The organism is Pollutimonas rozaliensis (assembly GCF_048751585.1).
In the GTDB taxonomy this organism is placed as follows: domain Bacteria; phylum Pseudomonadota; class Gammaproteobacteria; order Burkholderiales; family Burkholderiaceae_B.
Map to the genome: position 1 here is coordinate 306,053 of NZ_JAZHOB010000001.1, position 15,540 is coordinate 321,592.

The window sequence follows — 15,540 nt, forward strand, 5'->3', positions numbered from 1 at the left end:
AGGTATTCGCCTTATGCACTTCAAAACCGTTGCAATCGTGGGCCGCTACCAGGACACCGGTCTTGACGCCCCCTTGCGCAAGCTGGCCGGCACGCTGGGCGCGGCGGGCTGTAATGTGCTTATCGAGGCCGATACGGCAAAAAATACCGGCATCCGGGAGCACACCGTAGCCTCTTACCAGGAAATCGGCAAGCAGGCCGACCTGGCCGTCATCATGGGCGGGGATGGAACCATGCTGGGCGCGGCCCGCCAGTTGGCCGACAGCAATGTGCCTCTTATCGGCATCAACCACGGCCGACTGGGCTTCATCACCGACATCCCCCTGCATAGCGCCAACGATGCCCTGGCCAGCGTCATACAGGGCAACTACGAAGCCGAAGACCGCGTCCTGCTCGAAGGGCGCGTGGTGCGCGAAGGCCAAACCCTTTTTTCGGGCGTGGCCTTGAACGACGTCGTCCTGAACCGCGCCGGGCGCGGCGGCATGATCGAGGTAACGGTCGAGTTCGACGGCGCCTTCATGTACAGCCAACGGGCCGACGGGCTTATCATCGCCACGCCGACGGGTTCGACCGCATATTCGCTTTCCGCCAACGGCCCCATTGTCCATTCGCGCCTGAATGCCATCCTGCTGGTTCCGGTGGCGCCGCAAACCCTGTCCAACCGGCCTATCGTGCTGCCCGACAGTGGCACCCTGAGCCTTACCGTTACCGCCCTGGGCCGGGTGGAATCCGGCGCCAGCGTTCACTTCGACATGCAAACCTGGTCCGACTGCCAGGCCGGCGACCGCATCGAGGTGCGCCGGGCGAAAAATACCGTACGCTTCATCCATCCCACCGGCTACAGCTTCTTCTCCACGCTGCGACGCAAGCTGTACTGGAACCACATGCCGCAACCCTCCGACGAGGTCGAATAGCCCATGCTGCGTACTTTGCATATACGCGATTTTGTCATAGTCGAACAGGCGGAAATACAGTTCGACGCCGGATTCACGGTATTCTCGGGCGAAACGGGCGCAGGCAAATCGATACTCATCGACGCCCTGTCGCTGGCCCTGGGCGCCCGCGCGGATGCCTCCGCATTGCGCGAGAACGCCGCGCGCGCCGATATCTCCGCCGTATTCGACCCTCCCTCCACGCTGCAGGCCTGGCTGCGCGAGCAGGAACTCGACACCGACGATGCCCTGATCTTGCGCCGCGTCATCGACAACCAGGGCCGCAGCCGCGCATTCATCAACGGGCTGCCGGTAACACTGGGGCAATTGCGCGAGCTGGGCGAATACCTGGTCGATATCCACGGCCAGCATGCTCATCAAAGCCTGCTGAAAGCGGCCAACCAGCGCGAACTGCTGGACACCCAGGGCGGACACCTGCCCCTGGCGCGGCAGGTGCAGCAAGCTTGGCAGCAATGGCAGCAGGCCCAGAAAGCACTGGACGCCGCCCGCGAAAACAGTGCCGCATTGCAAGAAGAGCGCGAACGCCTTGAATGGCAGCTGTCGGAACTGGATCAAGTGGGCTTGCAGCCCGGCGAATGGGACGCCATCAACAACGACCACAACCGCCTGGCGCATGCCCAGGCGCTGCTGGACGGCGCCACGCAAGCACTGACGGCTCTCGATGGCGATCAGGGATCGGCGCAGCAAGCGCTGAATGCCGCAGGACATGCCCTGCAACAATTGCTGCGCCACGATAGCCACCTGCAAGGCATTTACGACGCCATAGAATCGGCCCGCATCTCGGCGGCGGAAGCCGTATCCGACCTGAACAGTTATCTGGACAAGCTCGAGCTCGAACCCGACCGGCTCGCCCAGGCGGAACAACGGCTTTCCGAAATTTTCGACTTGGCGCGCAAATTCAAGATCGAGCCCAATGACATCCCATCGTTCAGGCAAAGCCTGCAAGACCAATTGAATGCCAGCCAGACCGCCGCCGACATCCCGGCGCTGGCGGCCCAGGCGCAAGCGGCGGCAAGCCAATACCACGAACTGGCTGTCCAGCTAAGCAAGGCCCGGCAAAAAACCAGCAAAAACCTGGCCAAGCAGGTCAGCGCGGCCATGCAAACGCTGGCCATGCAAGGAGGCCGATTCGAAGTCGGCATGTCCCAAAGCCCTGCGGGCCCGCATGGCAACGAAACCATTGAATTCCTGGTGGCCGGCCACCCCGGCGTCAGTCCCAAGCCCCTGGCCAAGGTGGCGTCGGGCGGCGAGCTGGCGCGGATCTCGCTGGCCTTGTCGGTCATTGCCAGCCAGGCGGCGCGGGTTCCCACGCTTATCTTCGATGAAGTCGATACCGGTGTGGGCGGAGCCGTGGCCGAAATGGTGGGCCGCCTGCTGCGCGAACTGGGCGAACGCCACCAGGTGCTGTGCGTGACCCATTTGCCGCAGGTCGCGGCACGCGGCTCGCACCATTACGAGGTCAGGAAATCGACGGCCGATTCAAGCACTTTGTCGACCATTCAAGCGCTCGACGCGCAGGGCCGCATCGACGAGGTCGCCCGCATGCTGGGCGGCCTGAAAATCACCGACACCACGCGCAAGCATGCGCGCGAGATGCTGGCAAGCTAAGCGGGAAACAGCCCTGCATCGTTAAGCGATGCAGCATGCCGGAACCTTGCGGGTTCCGGCTTTTTTTATTTGGCGTGCTTGGGCGAGCAATCGGAGCAAATGCCATACAGCAGCATGGTGTGGCTTTCCAGGACAAAGCCCTGATCCTTGGCGATCTTATGCTGGCGTTTTTCGATATCGTGATCGGTGAATTCGACCACCTTGCCGCAATTGGTGCAGATAAGGTGATCGTGATGGTCGCCGTCGTTGAGCTCGAATACCGCCTTGCCGCCGTCGAACTGGCTGCGCACCAGAATGCCGGCCTGCTCGAACTGGGTCAACACACGGTACACCGTAGCCAATCCGATATCGACATCTTCGGCGATAAGGGTACGGTAAACGTCTTCAGCGCTTTGGTGCCGGAGATCGGCACGCCTGAAAATATCAAGAATCTTGAGGCGCGGAAAGGTCGCCTTCAAGCCCATATTCTTCAGTTCATTTTGGTCGTTCATAGCTAAAATGTCTCTGGCGGTAAGATGATGTTCGGGCGCGCGCAAGCTACGCTGTGCGCCCAACGCTGACTAACGCTATTATGCGTTTATTCTTAAACCTTTATGATAACGGTTTTATTCGATCTGAATAACAGGGGCGCTTCGTGCTGACGACTGCAAAACCAATATTTTCAACGCTACGCGCCGGCCTGACGGCCAGTGTGCTCGCCCTGGCCCTTACGGCCTGCGGTACGACCAACTGGGGTTTCCCGTATCGCCCCGATGTCCAGCAAGGCAACTGGATCACTTCCGAGCAAATTGCCCAATTGCAAAAAGGCATGAGCCGCGAACAAGTCCGCTTTATTCTGGGCACCCCCACCTTGCAGGATATATTCCGGACCAATCGCTGGGATTACCCCTACTATAACAAGCCCGGCTACGGAGATGAAGAAGAACGGAAATTCACGGTCTGGTTCGAAGGCGACAGCCTGGTCCGTTGGGAAGGCGACCAGCAGCCGGACCGGCAACCTTTCCAGAAAGCGGACACCGGCGCAAGCGAGAACGGTGACGCGCAGGGCGGCACCGGCAAGATCAGTTCCGATACGGCAGGTTCCGAGGCCATGCCCGAACAGGCGCAACCCAGCCCCGTCGTCGGCGGATCCGCTCCGGAAATGAATTCACCCACCGACGGCAAAACAGCCACGGATGCCGATGCGCAGAGCGCCCAGCCTCAGGAAGCCGTCCCGGCCCAGCAGCCGCGCCGGCCATTGATCAATGCCAGCGAACCGCGCACGGCCAATCCCGGCGCTCCCAACGCCGGCCGAAACACCGCCGAACCACTGCGCTGACAAAAGGGAGAACTATGCGTATCGCTATTGCAGGGGCCGACGGCCGCATGGGCCGCATGCTTGTCGAAGCCGTGCTTCAAAGTCCCGACCTGAAACTGACCGTGGCCTTGGACCGGGTGGGCTCGGCCGCCATCGGCCAGGACGCCGGCGCCTTCCTGGGCCAGGACACCGGGGCCGTGATCACCGACGATCTGGACACCTTGGCCGATGCCGATTGCCTGATCGACTTTACCCGGCCCGAAGGAACCCTGGCGCATCTGCAGGCATGCATCAAGCATGGCACCAAGTGCGTCATCGGCACAACGGGATTCGATGACAAAGGCAAATTGGCCATCCAGGCCGCCAGCCAGAAAATCGCCATCGTATTCGCCCCCAACATGAGCGTCGGCGTCAATGCCACCCTGAGGCTGCTGGAAATGGCCGCCAAGCTGCTGAATAGCGGCTACGACGTCGAAGTATTCGAAGCCCACCACCGCAACAAGGTCGATGCCCCATCCGGCACGGCCCTGGCCATGGGCGAGGCCGTGGCATCGGCCTGGGGCAAGAAACTGAACGATATTGCCGATTGGGCGCGCCACGGCGAAACCGGTGCGCGGGAAAACGGCAAGATCGGCTTTTCCGTTTTGCGCGGCGGGGACATCGTCGGCGATCACACCGTGTATTTTTGCGGCACAGGCGAACGCATCGAAATCACGCACCGGTCCAGCAGCCGCGCCACATACGCGCAAGGCAGCCTGCGCGCGGCCCGCTATCTTGCCCGCAAGGAATTCGGACTGTTCGACATGCAGGACGTGCTGGCGACTTAGTATTTTTGTCTGCGGCAGGATGCTTGCAACTTCCGCGAAGCACATAACTTTTCAAGGTCCGCCCGCGCGGGCCTTGTTTTTTTAGCAGACCTGCACGGGTTCCTGCTCCAGCATCACGCCGAAACGAGCCTGGATGTCGGCCTTGATTGCGCCGGCCAACTGCGCGATGTCCCGGGCGTCCGCGCCGCCGTAATTCACCAGCACCAGCGCCTGGCGGTCGTGCACGCCCACCCGCCCCATGCGCCTTCCCTTCCAGCCCGCGCGGTCGATCAACCAACCCGCCGCCAGCTTGTAGGCACGGCCGTCGTCCTGCGCATAGGCCACCACGTCGGGATGCATCTTCCTGACGGCATCGAACGCCGCGGCATCAACGATGGGGTTCTTGAAAAAGCTGCCGGCATTGCCCAATACCGCCGGATCCGGAAGCTTGCGCCGGCGGACTTCGCAGACCGCATCGAATATCCGCCGGGCGCTTACCGCCGCGCCACCGGCCTGCAACATGGGATGATCGCGCAAATCCGGATAGTCCAGCGCCGGGCGCCACGCCTTGGGCAGGCGCAGGCGCAGCGCCGTAATCAGCCACCGGCCGGGCTCCGACTGCTTGAAGAAACTGTTTCTGTACGAGAACCGGCAATCCTCCGGGCCCATTTCAAGCTGGCGCCCATTGAGCAGATCCCAGGCGGTCAGGCTATGGAAACGCTGATCCAGCTCGACCCCGTAGGCGCCTATATTCTGCACCGGCGCCGCCCCGACCGTGCCGGGAATGAGCGCAAGATTTTCCAGACCGTTCCAGCCACGGCCTACGCAATGGGCCACAAGATCGTGCCAGACTTCGCCCGCCTGGGCCTCGATTATCCATGCATCATCGCTTTCATCCAGGACCCGGATCCCTTGCGACTCGACCTTGACGACCAGGCAATCCAATAGGGGAGCAAGCACCACATTGCTGCCGCCGCCCAGCACCATTACCTTGCCGTAGCGCGCCGCCTGCTGGGTAAGCAGCGGCAATTGCCCGACAGCGCTGTAACGGACAAGCGCCCTGGCCCGCGAATGCAGGCCCAGAGTGTTCAGAGAAGTAAGATCCTGGTCGTGAATATGCAGCAAAGCTCATCCTGCCGGTAATGAGGAGTCGATCAAGGTCGGACGAAGGCATAAGCATACCTTGCCCTGCCGGCTCGTCGGCAAGGCAGCCTGGCATGCAAAAGCGCAAGGCATTGCTTGACAGATATGGGTAGGATCATGCTATTATCTTGGTCTTGGCTGAATATTAATCCATTTAAATATTCAACCCAAAGAGCTTGAAGCGCGGTAGGTAGCGCGGTAGGTTTAAAGGCAACAAGCTTAAAGGCATTAGGCAGTACAGCTTTATCGCGGCCGGCTTGAAAAGGCAGGCCATGAAAGCGCAAGAAACCCAAAACAGGGCGATTTGCGCGGCGAGAAAAAAGTGCTTATAATGCGAGGCTTCTTTCAGCAGCGGTCCAAGCCGCCACGAATGAAGCAAGCGGTAAATATGCGGGAGTAGCTCAGTTGGTAGAGCGCAACCTTGCCAAGGTTGAGGTCGCGAGTTCGAGACTCGTCTCCCGCTCCAAATTCACAAAAAGGCCCAAACTTCGGTTTGGGCCTTTTTGTTTTGTGCGCCGGCGTTTCGGTTGGGCGATGTAGGAATACAGGCAATGGAAATTACATTAACTCTGTTGATGGTCGTCGCGGCATGGCAGGTATTGCGCATGCGCTACCAGCGCATGCGCATTGCATTGCTGGGGCGCCATTTGGCCAATTTGCAGCTTGAGCGCCACATGGAAACCCTGACGCAGGGCTACACCCGCGCCATCCAGGAGAAGGATGGAACCCGTCAGGTCCAGGTGCTGCAAAACTTCGCCCAGACCGAGAGCACAGTGGCAGCACAGGTAAAGTCGCTGGCCGACGCCATGCAAAAGGAAAGCGCGCTGGCCGCCGGCATGGGAACGCTTCCGTTCTGCGTGCCTTACGCCGAACGTTTTCTTCCCGCACTGACGCGGGACTTTCGCAAGCTGCTGCACATCCATGCGGCCGGCCTACGCGACGTAGTGAACAGCGAAAACCGCTGGGATGCGAAAACCCGCGCCTATCATCTCTCGGCGGAGCTGTATCTGTTTCAGCACAGCTGCCACTGGTTCTGCAAATCCCGCGCCGTGGCCGATGCGCGCTTGAAACTGCGGCACCAAGTCAGCCATCGGAAGGTGCTGGGCTCGGTATCCGCCGTGACGCGCTCCGCGTATCTTCAATGGCTGCGCGAAGACGGCGAGCGGTAAATGCTGCGCGTCACGGCGTACCAGGTAGGCAATGATGGGGCGTGGTGGTGGATCAGCTCAACGAGTCCCTGCATGAAAATACCGTAAGGTCGAGTACCCGCCTGGAATAACCGGGCATCGCTACAGATACGCTACCGCCCGCCGCCACGTCGTCAGTACTCAATGGCCAAGCCGGCACTATATGGGCCTAACGCTATCGGTCATGGAGATCAGCCTGGCGGCGGTTTGTGTGGACCTGCTGCTGCCCCGCACGCCGCGCTTGCTGCCTTGGCAGGTCGCGCCCAGTTTGCTCGCCATAACGGCGCCAAAAGCAGCAAAAAGCAAAGAGCAGAGAACTGGAATAAGTCGTTTGCAGCTAACGTATGGGCTTGTTGCTCCAGAATGCGCTCCGCATGGGCTAGGCTTTGCAATGGAGTCAGGCCGGCCGTAACAAGGACGCGCTCATATTCAAGCCACGGCAAAGTACCGTCGGCAATGCCCTCTACCAACCGATTACGATGTACTGATGCACGCCAATCCCATGCACTAATCATTAGCGAGGTGCCAAATGCGCCCGCAATGTAACGCAAGCCTATGCTAATGCCAGAAGCAGATGCAATCCTGTCGGATGGCATGCGGTTAAGGACAATAGCCATTAATGGCACAAAGAACAAAGCGTTGCCCGCTCCTTGCACTAAGCTGGCTATCATCATGGAGCCAAGGTCTGTATCGGTGTTAAATTGCGCTCGCAACCATGACGCGAACGCAAATATCAAGAACGCGATGCTAACCAGACGGCGCGGATCAGAGCTGGAAACCGCACGGCCGGCCAATGGCGCAGCCAATAGCGCTGTCAGGCCCACCGGCGCCATTACGAGCCCCGCAAGCGTGGCGCTGTAACCCATATACTGCTGAAGCCAAAGCGGCAGCAACACAAGATTGCCAAGAAATAGTCCGTAGGCAGCAGCCATCGTCAAGCTTCCTATTCGGAAGTTGCGAGCACCAAACAGATTTAAATCAACGATAGCGTGCCGTTCGGTGCTTTCCCAGATCATGAATGCGGCGAACGCTATCAACGCGGTTAATGCCAACAGAACAATCACTGCGGAAGCGAACCAATCGTTGTGACGCCCCATATCCAACAGGAATTGAAGCGAGCCTACCCAGACAACCAGCAAACCGAGGCCCATACTATCGACGCGGACCATCCTTACCGGGGTCTCCAGCCCTCGAAATGCACGCCAAGCGACCAAGACGGACACTATGCCGACCGGGACGTTTACCAGGAATATCCAATGCCACGACCAGTTATCACTCAGCCAACCTCCCAATAGCGGTCCTATCACAGGAGCACTGAGCGTGGTCATTGCCAAGATTGATAGTGCAAAACCGAGTTGCTGGGGAGGATAGATCCGCAACAGCAAGGCTTGACAGAGCGGAACCATGGGTCCGGCGAACAAGCCCTGAAGCACACGAAACACAACCAATGACTCCAGCGTTGGCGCTATCGCACACAGTACCGACATAAGAGTAAAGAGCGTCACACTGGCAAGAAATAGTCGCAACGTTCCCAACCGCAATACCAACCAGCCGGTCAACGGTAGCGCGATAGCATTGGCAACGCCGAAACTGGTGATGATCCATGTCCCTTGAGTGGGACTGGCACCCAGATCGCCGGCAATCGTCGGAAGCGATACATTGGCGATGGAGATGTCCAGCACGCTCATGAAAGTGGCCAGCGACACTGACACCGTGCCAGCAAGCCGGCGCATGCCTTCTAATGGCCATATTGCTGGCGCAATCGCCTGAGCCAGATGCTGCTGTGAACTGGATGCCTCACTCATGAAGCCGCGGGAAACTGTGCGTCGATGACAGCACGCACGGCGCCATCGGCAGCTTGCTCCAATTGGCTAACGCTATCGCTACGAGCCGCTGGCGATGATCGACAGTCCTTGTTAGCCGCCTTTGGCGCATGGGTATCTACGACAGCCCGCATAGAGAGCCCGACACGCAATGGATACTGACGCAACTGAGCAGCATCCAACTTTATGTGGACAGGCACTCGTTGCACAATCTTTACCCAGTTGCCAGTCGCATTCTGAGCGGGCAGCAACGCAAAAGCTGCTCCGGTACCGGCGCCAATCCCCGAAACACAACCGTCATAGGCAAGCTGACGACCATAAAGATCGGCATACAAGCGTACTGGGTGACCTAGCTTTATGTCTCGTAACTGGTTCTCCTTAAAGTTGGCCTCAACCCATAACTGATCAAGGACAACGATAGACATCAAATTCGCCCCCTCAGCGACACGCTGGCCGACCTCGACATGTTTTCGCGCAACTTGCCCAGTCACTGGAGCACGTATTTCCGTGCGTTGGACAGCAAGCCAAGCCTCGCGCATTTCCGATGCGGCCTGCTCAATTGCGGGATGCTGTTGCGGACTATGCTCTCCAACCAGGGCCAAATGAGCCTGGAGCTCTGCGGTGGCAATACTCAATGCGGCCTCGGCAGCCGCCAGATCGCTGCGCGCTACCGCAAGCGCTGCTTCGGCAGTGCGCAGTTCCTCAGTCGAAACGGCGCCACCAGTCTGTAGCGATATTCTGCGCCGTGCGCTATCGCCAGCTCTCACAAGCTCGGCGCGAGCACGTTCAATCCGACTGCGATACAAAGCCAAGGACGACTGTAGCGTAGCGGTCTTGAGATATAGGGCGCGAGTGTCGCGCACGACAAGAGCCAACTGAGCTTCTTTTAGTCGCAATCGATTTCGGGCATCCATCGCATCCAGACGAACCAGTAACTCACCTTCGTTCACATGCTCTGTTTCTTCAACCAATAGCGATGCAATGGTGCCATCGATCTGAGGGGTAATCAGAACGACGTTGCCATGTACATAGGCGTTGTCGGTAACGATTTCGCCCGCAACAACGAAATACTGCCACAGCCACCAGGCTGCTACGATGCCGGCTATCGCTACCGCGAGCAATTGCAGGCCTTTGCGGCGTCTGTCCCTACGCTCTTTCTCTCCAGCCACACGTTGCCTCCAATGAAGCTGACTGCCGTCAGACGCCTCTTGCGGAGCGGAAGTATAGCCACCCCGGCAGCAGCATGGTCACTTTAAAGTGTTCACTCTGGCTGAATTCCTGCCTGCTCCATCATCGGTCGCCAGAGCTCCACATCTCGCCGGATACGCTCTGCAAAGGCATGTTTGACCTGTCCATCTTGCGGCAGCACTCCCGCACCAACCAGCTTCTCCCGGACCATTGTGTCCTTCAACATTCTGGAGACCTCGTCAGCCAAGCGATCAACCACATCGGCCGGCATTCCCGTTGGACCGACTACGCCATTCCAGGTCTCGATCTGATGACCCGGAATAATAGAAGCGATAGTGGGCACTCCAGGAAGCTGCGGAATTGGCTCCAAGCTGGAGACCCCCAGGAAACGAACCCGATCACCTGATGCGTGCCCCATGATTTCAGAAATGTTTGCGGAATAGAGATCTGTATGACCTCCTAGCATGTCGGCCAGCGCGGGGCCTCCTCCCTTGTACGGCACCAGCGTGGCCTCAATGCCAGCGCGCTTTAGAAAGATAAACGCGGAAAGGTGGGACAGCGAGCCAACGCCTGCGTGCCCAACCGTAATTTTTCCCGGATTGGCACGGCCAAACTCGATCAGATCTTCGAGCGACTTAAAGCGCGACGCGCTGGTGACAGTCAGTACAAGCGGATTGCCTCCAACGTTGGCAATCGGTACAAAATCCTTGAAGGGATCGTACTGGATCTTGTAAAGAAAGGGAGCAAGCGAAATCTGCGTAATGGTAGCGAAGAACAGTGTATAGCCATCCGAAGTTGAGCGCGCCACGTGGCCCGCAGCGATGATTCCACCTGCGCCGGCTCGATTCTCCGGCACTACGGGGCTATTGATCGCACGCGATAGCCACTCTGCTGTGAGCCTCGCCATGAAATCAGTATTGCCTCCGGGAGCATACGGAATTATTAGACTGACAGGCCGCGCGGGCCAGTTGGCTGCCCGTGCGATCAGTGGCAACGGGCCCAGCACGCCACCCGTTGTGGCAATGGCAAGAAGCTGATTGAAGCGACGACGATTCATCATTATTTTTTTCCCAAGGTCATAAATCTTAGATATCTGCCACGATCGGATTGGTGAAATCTCGTAGTAGACGGCCATAATTCGAAATGCTCGTGTTAATGCCAAGCGTTCGAAGACAAGCCCAGAAACACGCTGTGTTACTGCTAATTACCGGTTTGCCCAACGCATCTTCGATAGCTTCGATGACATCTATCGTCGCCAGGTTGGCGCAACTGATAAAAATGGCTTCCGCATCCGGCGTATCAATTTCGAGCGCCATTCGAAACACCGCCTGCGGAGAAACATGGCCAATGCAGCGGCGCTCCTGTTGATCGTTTCCGAGCTCCAATCCCAGATACTTCGTCACGGTGATGCCATGCTCGCGCAAGAAGTCGACTTCTCGACGATTGACGAAATCCAGATACGGCGTTCCCATCGCTACCTTGCTCACTCCCAATGCCCTTAGCGCCAAAACCACCGCGCCCGCCGTGACCAAGGCTGGCGTACCAGTCTCTGCTGACATTGCACCGGAGAGCTGGTGAAGAGGGACGATGACCGAGCCTGCTGTACATCCGTAGGCCACGATATCGACTTCGGCAGTCGCTAGCTCGCGTGCCGCACGGCCGAGCTCATCGGCCATGCGATGGTATGAAGCTTCATCCATCTCTCCGGTTAACAGGACTCGAGCCGTATGAACCGTAACGCCTGGCGGAGCCAGCCGGTAAAACTCCGGTTCGTTAATGTTGTTGCTGGAGGGCGTAATCAGACCGATTTTTCCGCGCCACCCATAAGGAAGATTCAGCTGCAAAGCTTTCATGCCACCACCGTTATCGAAATAAGTGAGAGCCCACGCCATCGGCAGGGCCCATACGAGCCATGATTAAGCCGTTTCCAACGACACTCCATTCCGTGCGGCTCGTGCATGTTTACCCCATCCTTTTTCTCCCACCACCTTCCCATCCGCATACACGGTGCGACCGCGCACCAAGGTGCGTATCGGCTTAGCCTTGAACTTGCGTCCAGCATAGGGGCTCCATCCGACTAAGCTCAGTACATCCTCGTCGCGGACCTCATACTCGCGTTCAAGGTCAACCAGCACCAAATCAGCATCGAAACCCAGCCGGATTTGACCTTTTTTCTCGAGCTTGAACAGTCGGGCCGGCGCGGTCGAACAAGTCTCAACCACGCGCTCCAAAGGCAATTTTCCCTCCAGCGCCGCAGTAAGGAACATGCTGAGATAGAACTGTGTGGAAGGGGTACCGGTGTGAGCTTTCCAGCCGTCGGTCCAGCCGATTTCCTTTTCTTCACGCGTATGCGGGGCATGATCGGTGGCGATAATGTCGATAGTGCCGTCTCGCACACCCTGCCAGAGGCCTGGCACGTTCTTTTCCGGTACCCAGTAAGACAGTGCGTAAGAGCCCAAACGTTGAATCGCGCTCCAATCGCAACCCAAGAAGAGTGCCCATGGATTCAATTCGCAGGTGACCTTCTGGCCAGCGGCCTTTGCTTGACGGATAAGCTCCACACTGCCAGCAGTCTGGGTGTGCAGTATGTGAAGGTGGCACCCAGCGGCTCGCTGAAGACGCAGCAACGTGGCAATTGCGGTTTCCCATATAACCCCATCATGGGCCGCATAAGCCTTGGCATAAGCCAAAGCATCCCGCTCGCCGCGCTCCCAGTATTCATGCTCGATGACGTCCATTAACGCTTGATCATGCGGGTGCACCATCAGCGGCACGTTCAACTCCGCACAGCGTTTCATGATCTCGAGGATCTTACCGTGGTCATGGACACCGATCCCCGGCATATGAGGATAGTCCCGACCTGTATCGACAACCATGAAGATCTTGAAAGCCGCTACCCCGGTGCCCGCCATGCCTGCGATCTCACTGTCGATAGTCGGAGCCGGATTGAAGTTCCAGTCTACAATGGCATCGCTACGATAGACTTCATACTGCTTTTCAAGCAGATCGACGGAGTTTGGCGGAGGGACAACGTTTGGCATGCCTACGCTAGTGGTGACACCACCCGCCGCGCACTGCATCGTTGCAGTGTAAATGGTGTCCTTATACTCGAACCCCTTTGCAGAACCTTGGCGGTGATGCGAATGCATATCGATCGCACCAGGCAGCACGGCAAGCCCTTGCGCATCGATGATTTCCACGGCGTCTGGTTCGGTGCCTGGCTCATAAATGCCGGCGATCTGGCCATCTCGAATACCGATGGAGGCCAGGTAGCGGCCTTCGGCGGTAACGATCAAGCCGTTCTTGATAAGAGTATCCATAGAACGTTCTCCTTAGTGGTTGATGCAAAATGTGGTCGGCAGCTTTGCGTATTAGCAGCCGGGGTGTGTCAAAATCAGGAATGAATGGGCTGGCGCAGGCGTAATGTGTCGAAGACTTCTGACACGAACTCACGCGAAAGGCCGCGGGTGATAAAAACTATGCGCGAGTCTGTACTACCTTTCGGCCAATCGGATAATGCTGCTGGGGGGTGGAACAGGCGCTGTACGGCTTGAACAACAACGGGACGCTCCCTGCCTGCTACGTTGATAATGCCTTTTACACGCAACAATTGATCGCCATGTGCAAGCACCAAAGCATCCAACCAAGCACAGACATGCTCCCAATGAAGCGGCTCTCTATAGCTCAGGCAGAAACTGCCGATATCGTGAGAGTGGCGGCTGGCGTCGTGCTTTCCATGAGAGTCATGGCCATGATCGTGGCCTTCATGCCTATGGGTAGTACTTTCGCCGTTATGAGCATGCCCTTGCTCCAAGGCTTCGGCCTCGACCAAGCCACCATAGCGATCAGCGTTAAGCCATTCGGCTACTGCGGCTGGACGAGTAGTAGGATCGTAGATGTTGACACCGTCCAATAATTTGGCGGATGGCGGCGCGCCAGTGCTGGAAAGAGTCAGTCCGGCACCAGGATTAAGGCGGCCAACCTGCTCTGCTAGCGCTCCACTGTCAGCCAGATCATTCTTGCTTAAGACCAATTCGTCTGCAACAACGACCTGCCGCAAGGCCTCTGGATGTGCGTGAAGGGTGTGCCCGCCATTGACGGCGTCGACCACCGTTATCACACGGCCAAGTACATAAGCGCGGGCCACCGGAAAAGTGATTAACGCCTGGATTACAGGAACGGGATCCGCTAGACCGGTAGTTTCGACGAGAACTCTTGAAAACCGCGGGATTTCACCACGTTCGCGCTTTACATATAACTCGCGCAGTGTTTCAACCAAATCGCCACGTACCGTGCAGCAAAGACACCCGGTACTAAGCTCAATAGTGTTGTCATTGCTGCTTGCGATTAGATCATGGTCAATTCCCACTTCCCCGAACTCGTTGACGATCACTGCAGCGTCGGCCATGGCTGGATCACGCAACCAAGTATTCAGCAATGTCGTTTTGCCACTGCCGAGAAAGCCGGTCAGTAAGCTCACCGGTATGCGGCCATCAACGGGAGAAGAACTTTGTGTCATCATGATAATCTAAGAGCCCCAATTAATTCGCATTATTTGCGAATTTTGGATTATTACCAATCAGTGCAAATTTTGCAAGTATTACGATGAAACCAACAATTCGTCCACGCAATCGCATCCTGCATATCTTTCAATTATTCGAACAGCAGCACACTTGGTCAGTAGAAGAAATCGCTCACGAGATGGGGACGTCCACCAGTTCTGCATACCGCGACGTACAGGAACTGAGTCAAGCGGGTTTTCTGATACCGATCGTCGGCTCGCGCTATGTGTTGGGCCCTGCGTTCGTACAGTTCGACCGGGTGGTACGAATAAGTGATCCACTGATTCGGCTGGGCGCGGCACAAATGCGCAAGCTGTTGGATCGCACCACTCAACGCGCTGTAACAGTACTTAGCCGTCGCTATCGGGACCAAGTCATGTGTGTGCATCAGGAGGCGGGCAATGCCCCCTATCCGCTCACCTCATATGAGCGTGGTGTGGCGATGCCGTTATTCGTCGGCGCAACTTCTAAAGCCATTCTTGCGCATCTGAGTGATCGCACACTGGAGAAAATCTATCTGGAAAACGAAGAAGAAATCAGACGCACCTTGCACTGCATAAGTTGGAAAGAGTTTCGCGACCATCTCGTCCAGATTCGCAAGATGGGAGTAGCGGTCACGACCTCAGAAGTAGCGAAGGGACGAGTAGGCATTGCGGCGCCCATCTTCGCTAGCAAACAAGTGATCGGCGGTTTGAGCTTGGTCGTAAATGAGCCCGACTTCGAAGATGAGCGTCAGCGAGCGGAAGTGATTTCAACGGCGCAAGCCATAACGGACGCGTTGGCTGAAGAGGAACCGTGGATAGCACGCAGTTAAAAATAGCGGGATCCCGAGTACGTGCCGTATGTACCAAACAACGCCCGGCATCGATAGTTCTACTAGCGCAATGACATGGCGAGCTTGAGGGAATCTGCCGGCCTAATGTCCGGCAGATAAGGCGGACACGGCGCCCGTCCAATCCAACAGCGCCTTGACC

13 protein-coding genes, 1 tRNA gene and 1 pseudogene are annotated in these 15,540 nt (G+C 57.6%); 7 read left to right on the plus strand and 8 right to left on the minus strand.

Features of this window, described 5'->3' with window-relative positions:
- The first annotated feature begins 13 nt into the window (after nt 1-13).
- Nucleotides 14-913 carry an NAD kinase gene (locus V0R37_RS01340; protein WP_420372768.1) on the plus strand — a complete coding sequence of 300 codons (900 nt, stop codon included), beginning with the start codon at nt 14-16 and terminating at the stop codon, nt 911-913.
- A gap of 3 nt (nt 914-916) precedes the next feature.
- A complete protein-coding gene (gene recN / locus V0R37_RS01345; RefSeq protein ID WP_420372769.1) occupies nt 917-2,560 on the plus strand; it encodes a DNA repair protein RecN in 1,644 nt (547 codons plus the stop codon).
- 65 nt (nt 2,561-2,625) lie between these two features.
- On the opposite strand, the gene fur is transcribed toward recN, so the two are convergent.
- Nucleotides 2,626-3,051, minus strand: coding sequence for a ferric iron uptake transcriptional regulator (gene fur, locus V0R37_RS01350; protein WP_420372770.1), 426 nt, complete (start codon nt 3,049-3,051; stop codon nt 2,626-2,628).
- Nucleotides 3,052-3,215: 164 nt separating this feature from the next.
- On the opposite strand from fur, the pseudogene V0R37_RS01355 reads away from it, so the two are divergent.
- Both V0R37_RS01355 and dapB read left to right on the plus strand, forming a co-directional pair.
- Nucleotides 3,216-3,620, plus strand: a pseudogene (locus tag V0R37_RS01355) (outer membrane protein assembly factor BamE); the annotation flags it as partial.
- A gap of 272 nt (nt 3,621-3,892) precedes the next feature.
- Nucleotides 3,893-4,684, plus strand: coding sequence for a 4-hydroxy-tetrahydrodipicolinate reductase (gene dapB / locus V0R37_RS01360; protein WP_420372771.1), 792 nt, complete (start codon nt 3,893-3,895; stop codon nt 4,682-4,684).
- An 81-nt stretch (nt 4,685-4,765) separates the two neighbouring features.
- Here dapB and murB read toward each other — a convergent pair whose 3' ends face one another.
- Entirely contained in the window at nt 4,766-5,788 is a 1,023-nt protein-coding gene (murB, locus tag V0R37_RS01365) for a UDP-N-acetylmuramate dehydrogenase (protein WP_420372772.1), read from the minus strand.
- A gap of 408 nt (nt 5,789-6,196) precedes the next feature.
- Here murB and V0R37_RS01370 point away from each other — a divergent pair.
- Nucleotides 6,197-6,272: transfer RNA gene (locus V0R37_RS01370), tRNA-Gly, on the plus strand.
- A gap of 85 nt (nt 6,273-6,357) precedes the next feature.
- The gene (locus V0R37_RS01375) at nt 6,358-6,975 is read left to right on the plus strand and encodes a hypothetical protein (protein ID WP_420372773.1); all 618 of its coding nucleotides are present in this window, start codon (nt 6,358-6,360) and stop codon (nt 6,973-6,975) included.
- Between the two features lie 209 nt (nt 6,976-7,184).
- Here V0R37_RS01375 and V0R37_RS01380 read toward each other — a convergent pair whose 3' ends face one another.
- The 6 genes from V0R37_RS01380 to V0R37_RS01405 form a co-directional block, all read right to left on the minus strand.
- The gene (locus tag V0R37_RS01380) at nt 7,185-8,798 is read right to left on the minus strand and encodes a DHA2 family efflux MFS transporter permease subunit (RefSeq protein ID WP_420372774.1); all 1,614 of its coding nucleotides are present in this window, start codon (nt 8,796-8,798) and stop codon (nt 7,185-7,187) included.
- Nucleotides 8,795-9,985 carry an HlyD family secretion protein gene (locus V0R37_RS01385; protein WP_420372775.1) on the minus strand — a complete coding sequence of 397 codons (1,191 nt, stop codon included), beginning with the start codon at nt 9,983-9,985 and terminating at the stop codon, nt 8,795-8,797. Before V0R37_RS01385 ends, V0R37_RS01380 begins: the two co-directional genes overlap by 4 nt.
- Before the next feature lie 92 nt (nt 9,986-10,077).
- Entirely contained in the window at nt 10,078-11,139 is a 1,062-nt protein-coding gene (locus tag V0R37_RS01390; protein WP_420372776.1) for a Bug family tripartite tricarboxylate transporter substrate binding protein, read from the minus strand.
- Nucleotides 11,090-11,857: a maleate cis-trans isomerase family protein gene (locus tag V0R37_RS01395; protein WP_420372777.1), complete on the minus strand. Its 768-nt coding sequence runs from the start codon at nt 11,855-11,857 to the stop codon at nt 11,090-11,092. The genes V0R37_RS01390 and V0R37_RS01395 overlap by 50 nt, the downstream gene beginning before the upstream one ends.
- 63 nt (nt 11,858-11,920) lie before the next feature.
- The gene (locus V0R37_RS01400; RefSeq protein WP_420372778.1) at nt 11,921-13,324 is read right to left on the minus strand and encodes a dihydroorotase; all 1,404 of its coding nucleotides are present in this window, start codon (nt 13,322-13,324) and stop codon (nt 11,921-11,923) included.
- Between the two features lie 74 nt (nt 13,325-13,398).
- Entirely contained in the window at nt 13,399-14,526 is a 1,128-nt protein-coding gene (locus tag V0R37_RS01405) for a CobW family GTP-binding protein (RefSeq protein WP_420372779.1), read from the minus strand.
- 83 nt (nt 14,527-14,609) lie between these two features.
- Between V0R37_RS01405 and V0R37_RS01410 the strand changes: the two genes are divergently transcribed.
- The gene (locus V0R37_RS01410) at nt 14,610-15,380 is read left to right on the plus strand and encodes an IclR family transcriptional regulator (RefSeq protein WP_420372780.1); all 771 of its coding nucleotides are present in this window, start codon (nt 14,610-14,612) and stop codon (nt 15,378-15,380) included.
- Nucleotides 15,381-15,540 lie beyond the last annotated feature (160 nt).

Coding starts and splice junctions, on each gene's coding strand:
- recN (WP_420372769.1), top strand. CDS start 917: ATGCTGCGTACTTTGCATATACGCGATTTTGTCATAGTCGAACAGGCG.
- V0R37_RS01380 (WP_420372774.1), bottom strand. CDS start 8,798: ATGAGTGAGGCATCCAGTTCACAGCAGCATCTGGCTCAGGCGATTGCG.
- V0R37_RS01400 (WP_420372778.1), bottom strand. CDS start 13,324: ATGGATACTCTTATCAAGAACGGCTTGATCGTTACCGCCGAAGGCCGC.
- V0R37_RS01340 (WP_420372768.1), top strand. CDS start 14: ATGCACTTCAAAACCGTTGCAATCGTGGGCCGCTACCAGGACACCGGT.
- V0R37_RS01405 (WP_420372779.1), bottom strand. CDS start 14,526: ATGATGACACAAAGTTCTTCTCCCGTTGATGGCCGCATACCGGTGAGC.
- V0R37_RS01410 (WP_420372780.1), top strand. CDS start 14,610: ATGAAACCAACAATTCGTCCACGCAATCGCATCCTGCATATCTTTCAA.
- fur (WP_420372770.1), bottom strand. CDS start 3,051: ATGAACGACCAAAATGAACTGAAGAATATGGGCTTGAAGGCGACCTTT.
- V0R37_RS01390 (WP_420372776.1), bottom strand. CDS start 11,139: ATGGCCGTCTACTACGAGATTTCACCAATCCGATCGTGGCAGATATCT.
- dapB (WP_420372771.1), top strand. CDS start 3,893: ATGCGTATCGCTATTGCAGGGGCCGACGGCCGCATGGGCCGCATGCTT.
- V0R37_RS01395 (WP_420372777.1), bottom strand. CDS start 11,857: ATGAAAGCTTTGCAGCTGAATCTTCCTTATGGGTGGCGCGGAAAAATC.
- V0R37_RS01375 (WP_420372773.1), top strand. CDS start 6,358: ATGGAAATTACATTAACTCTGTTGATGGTCGTCGCGGCATGGCAGGTA.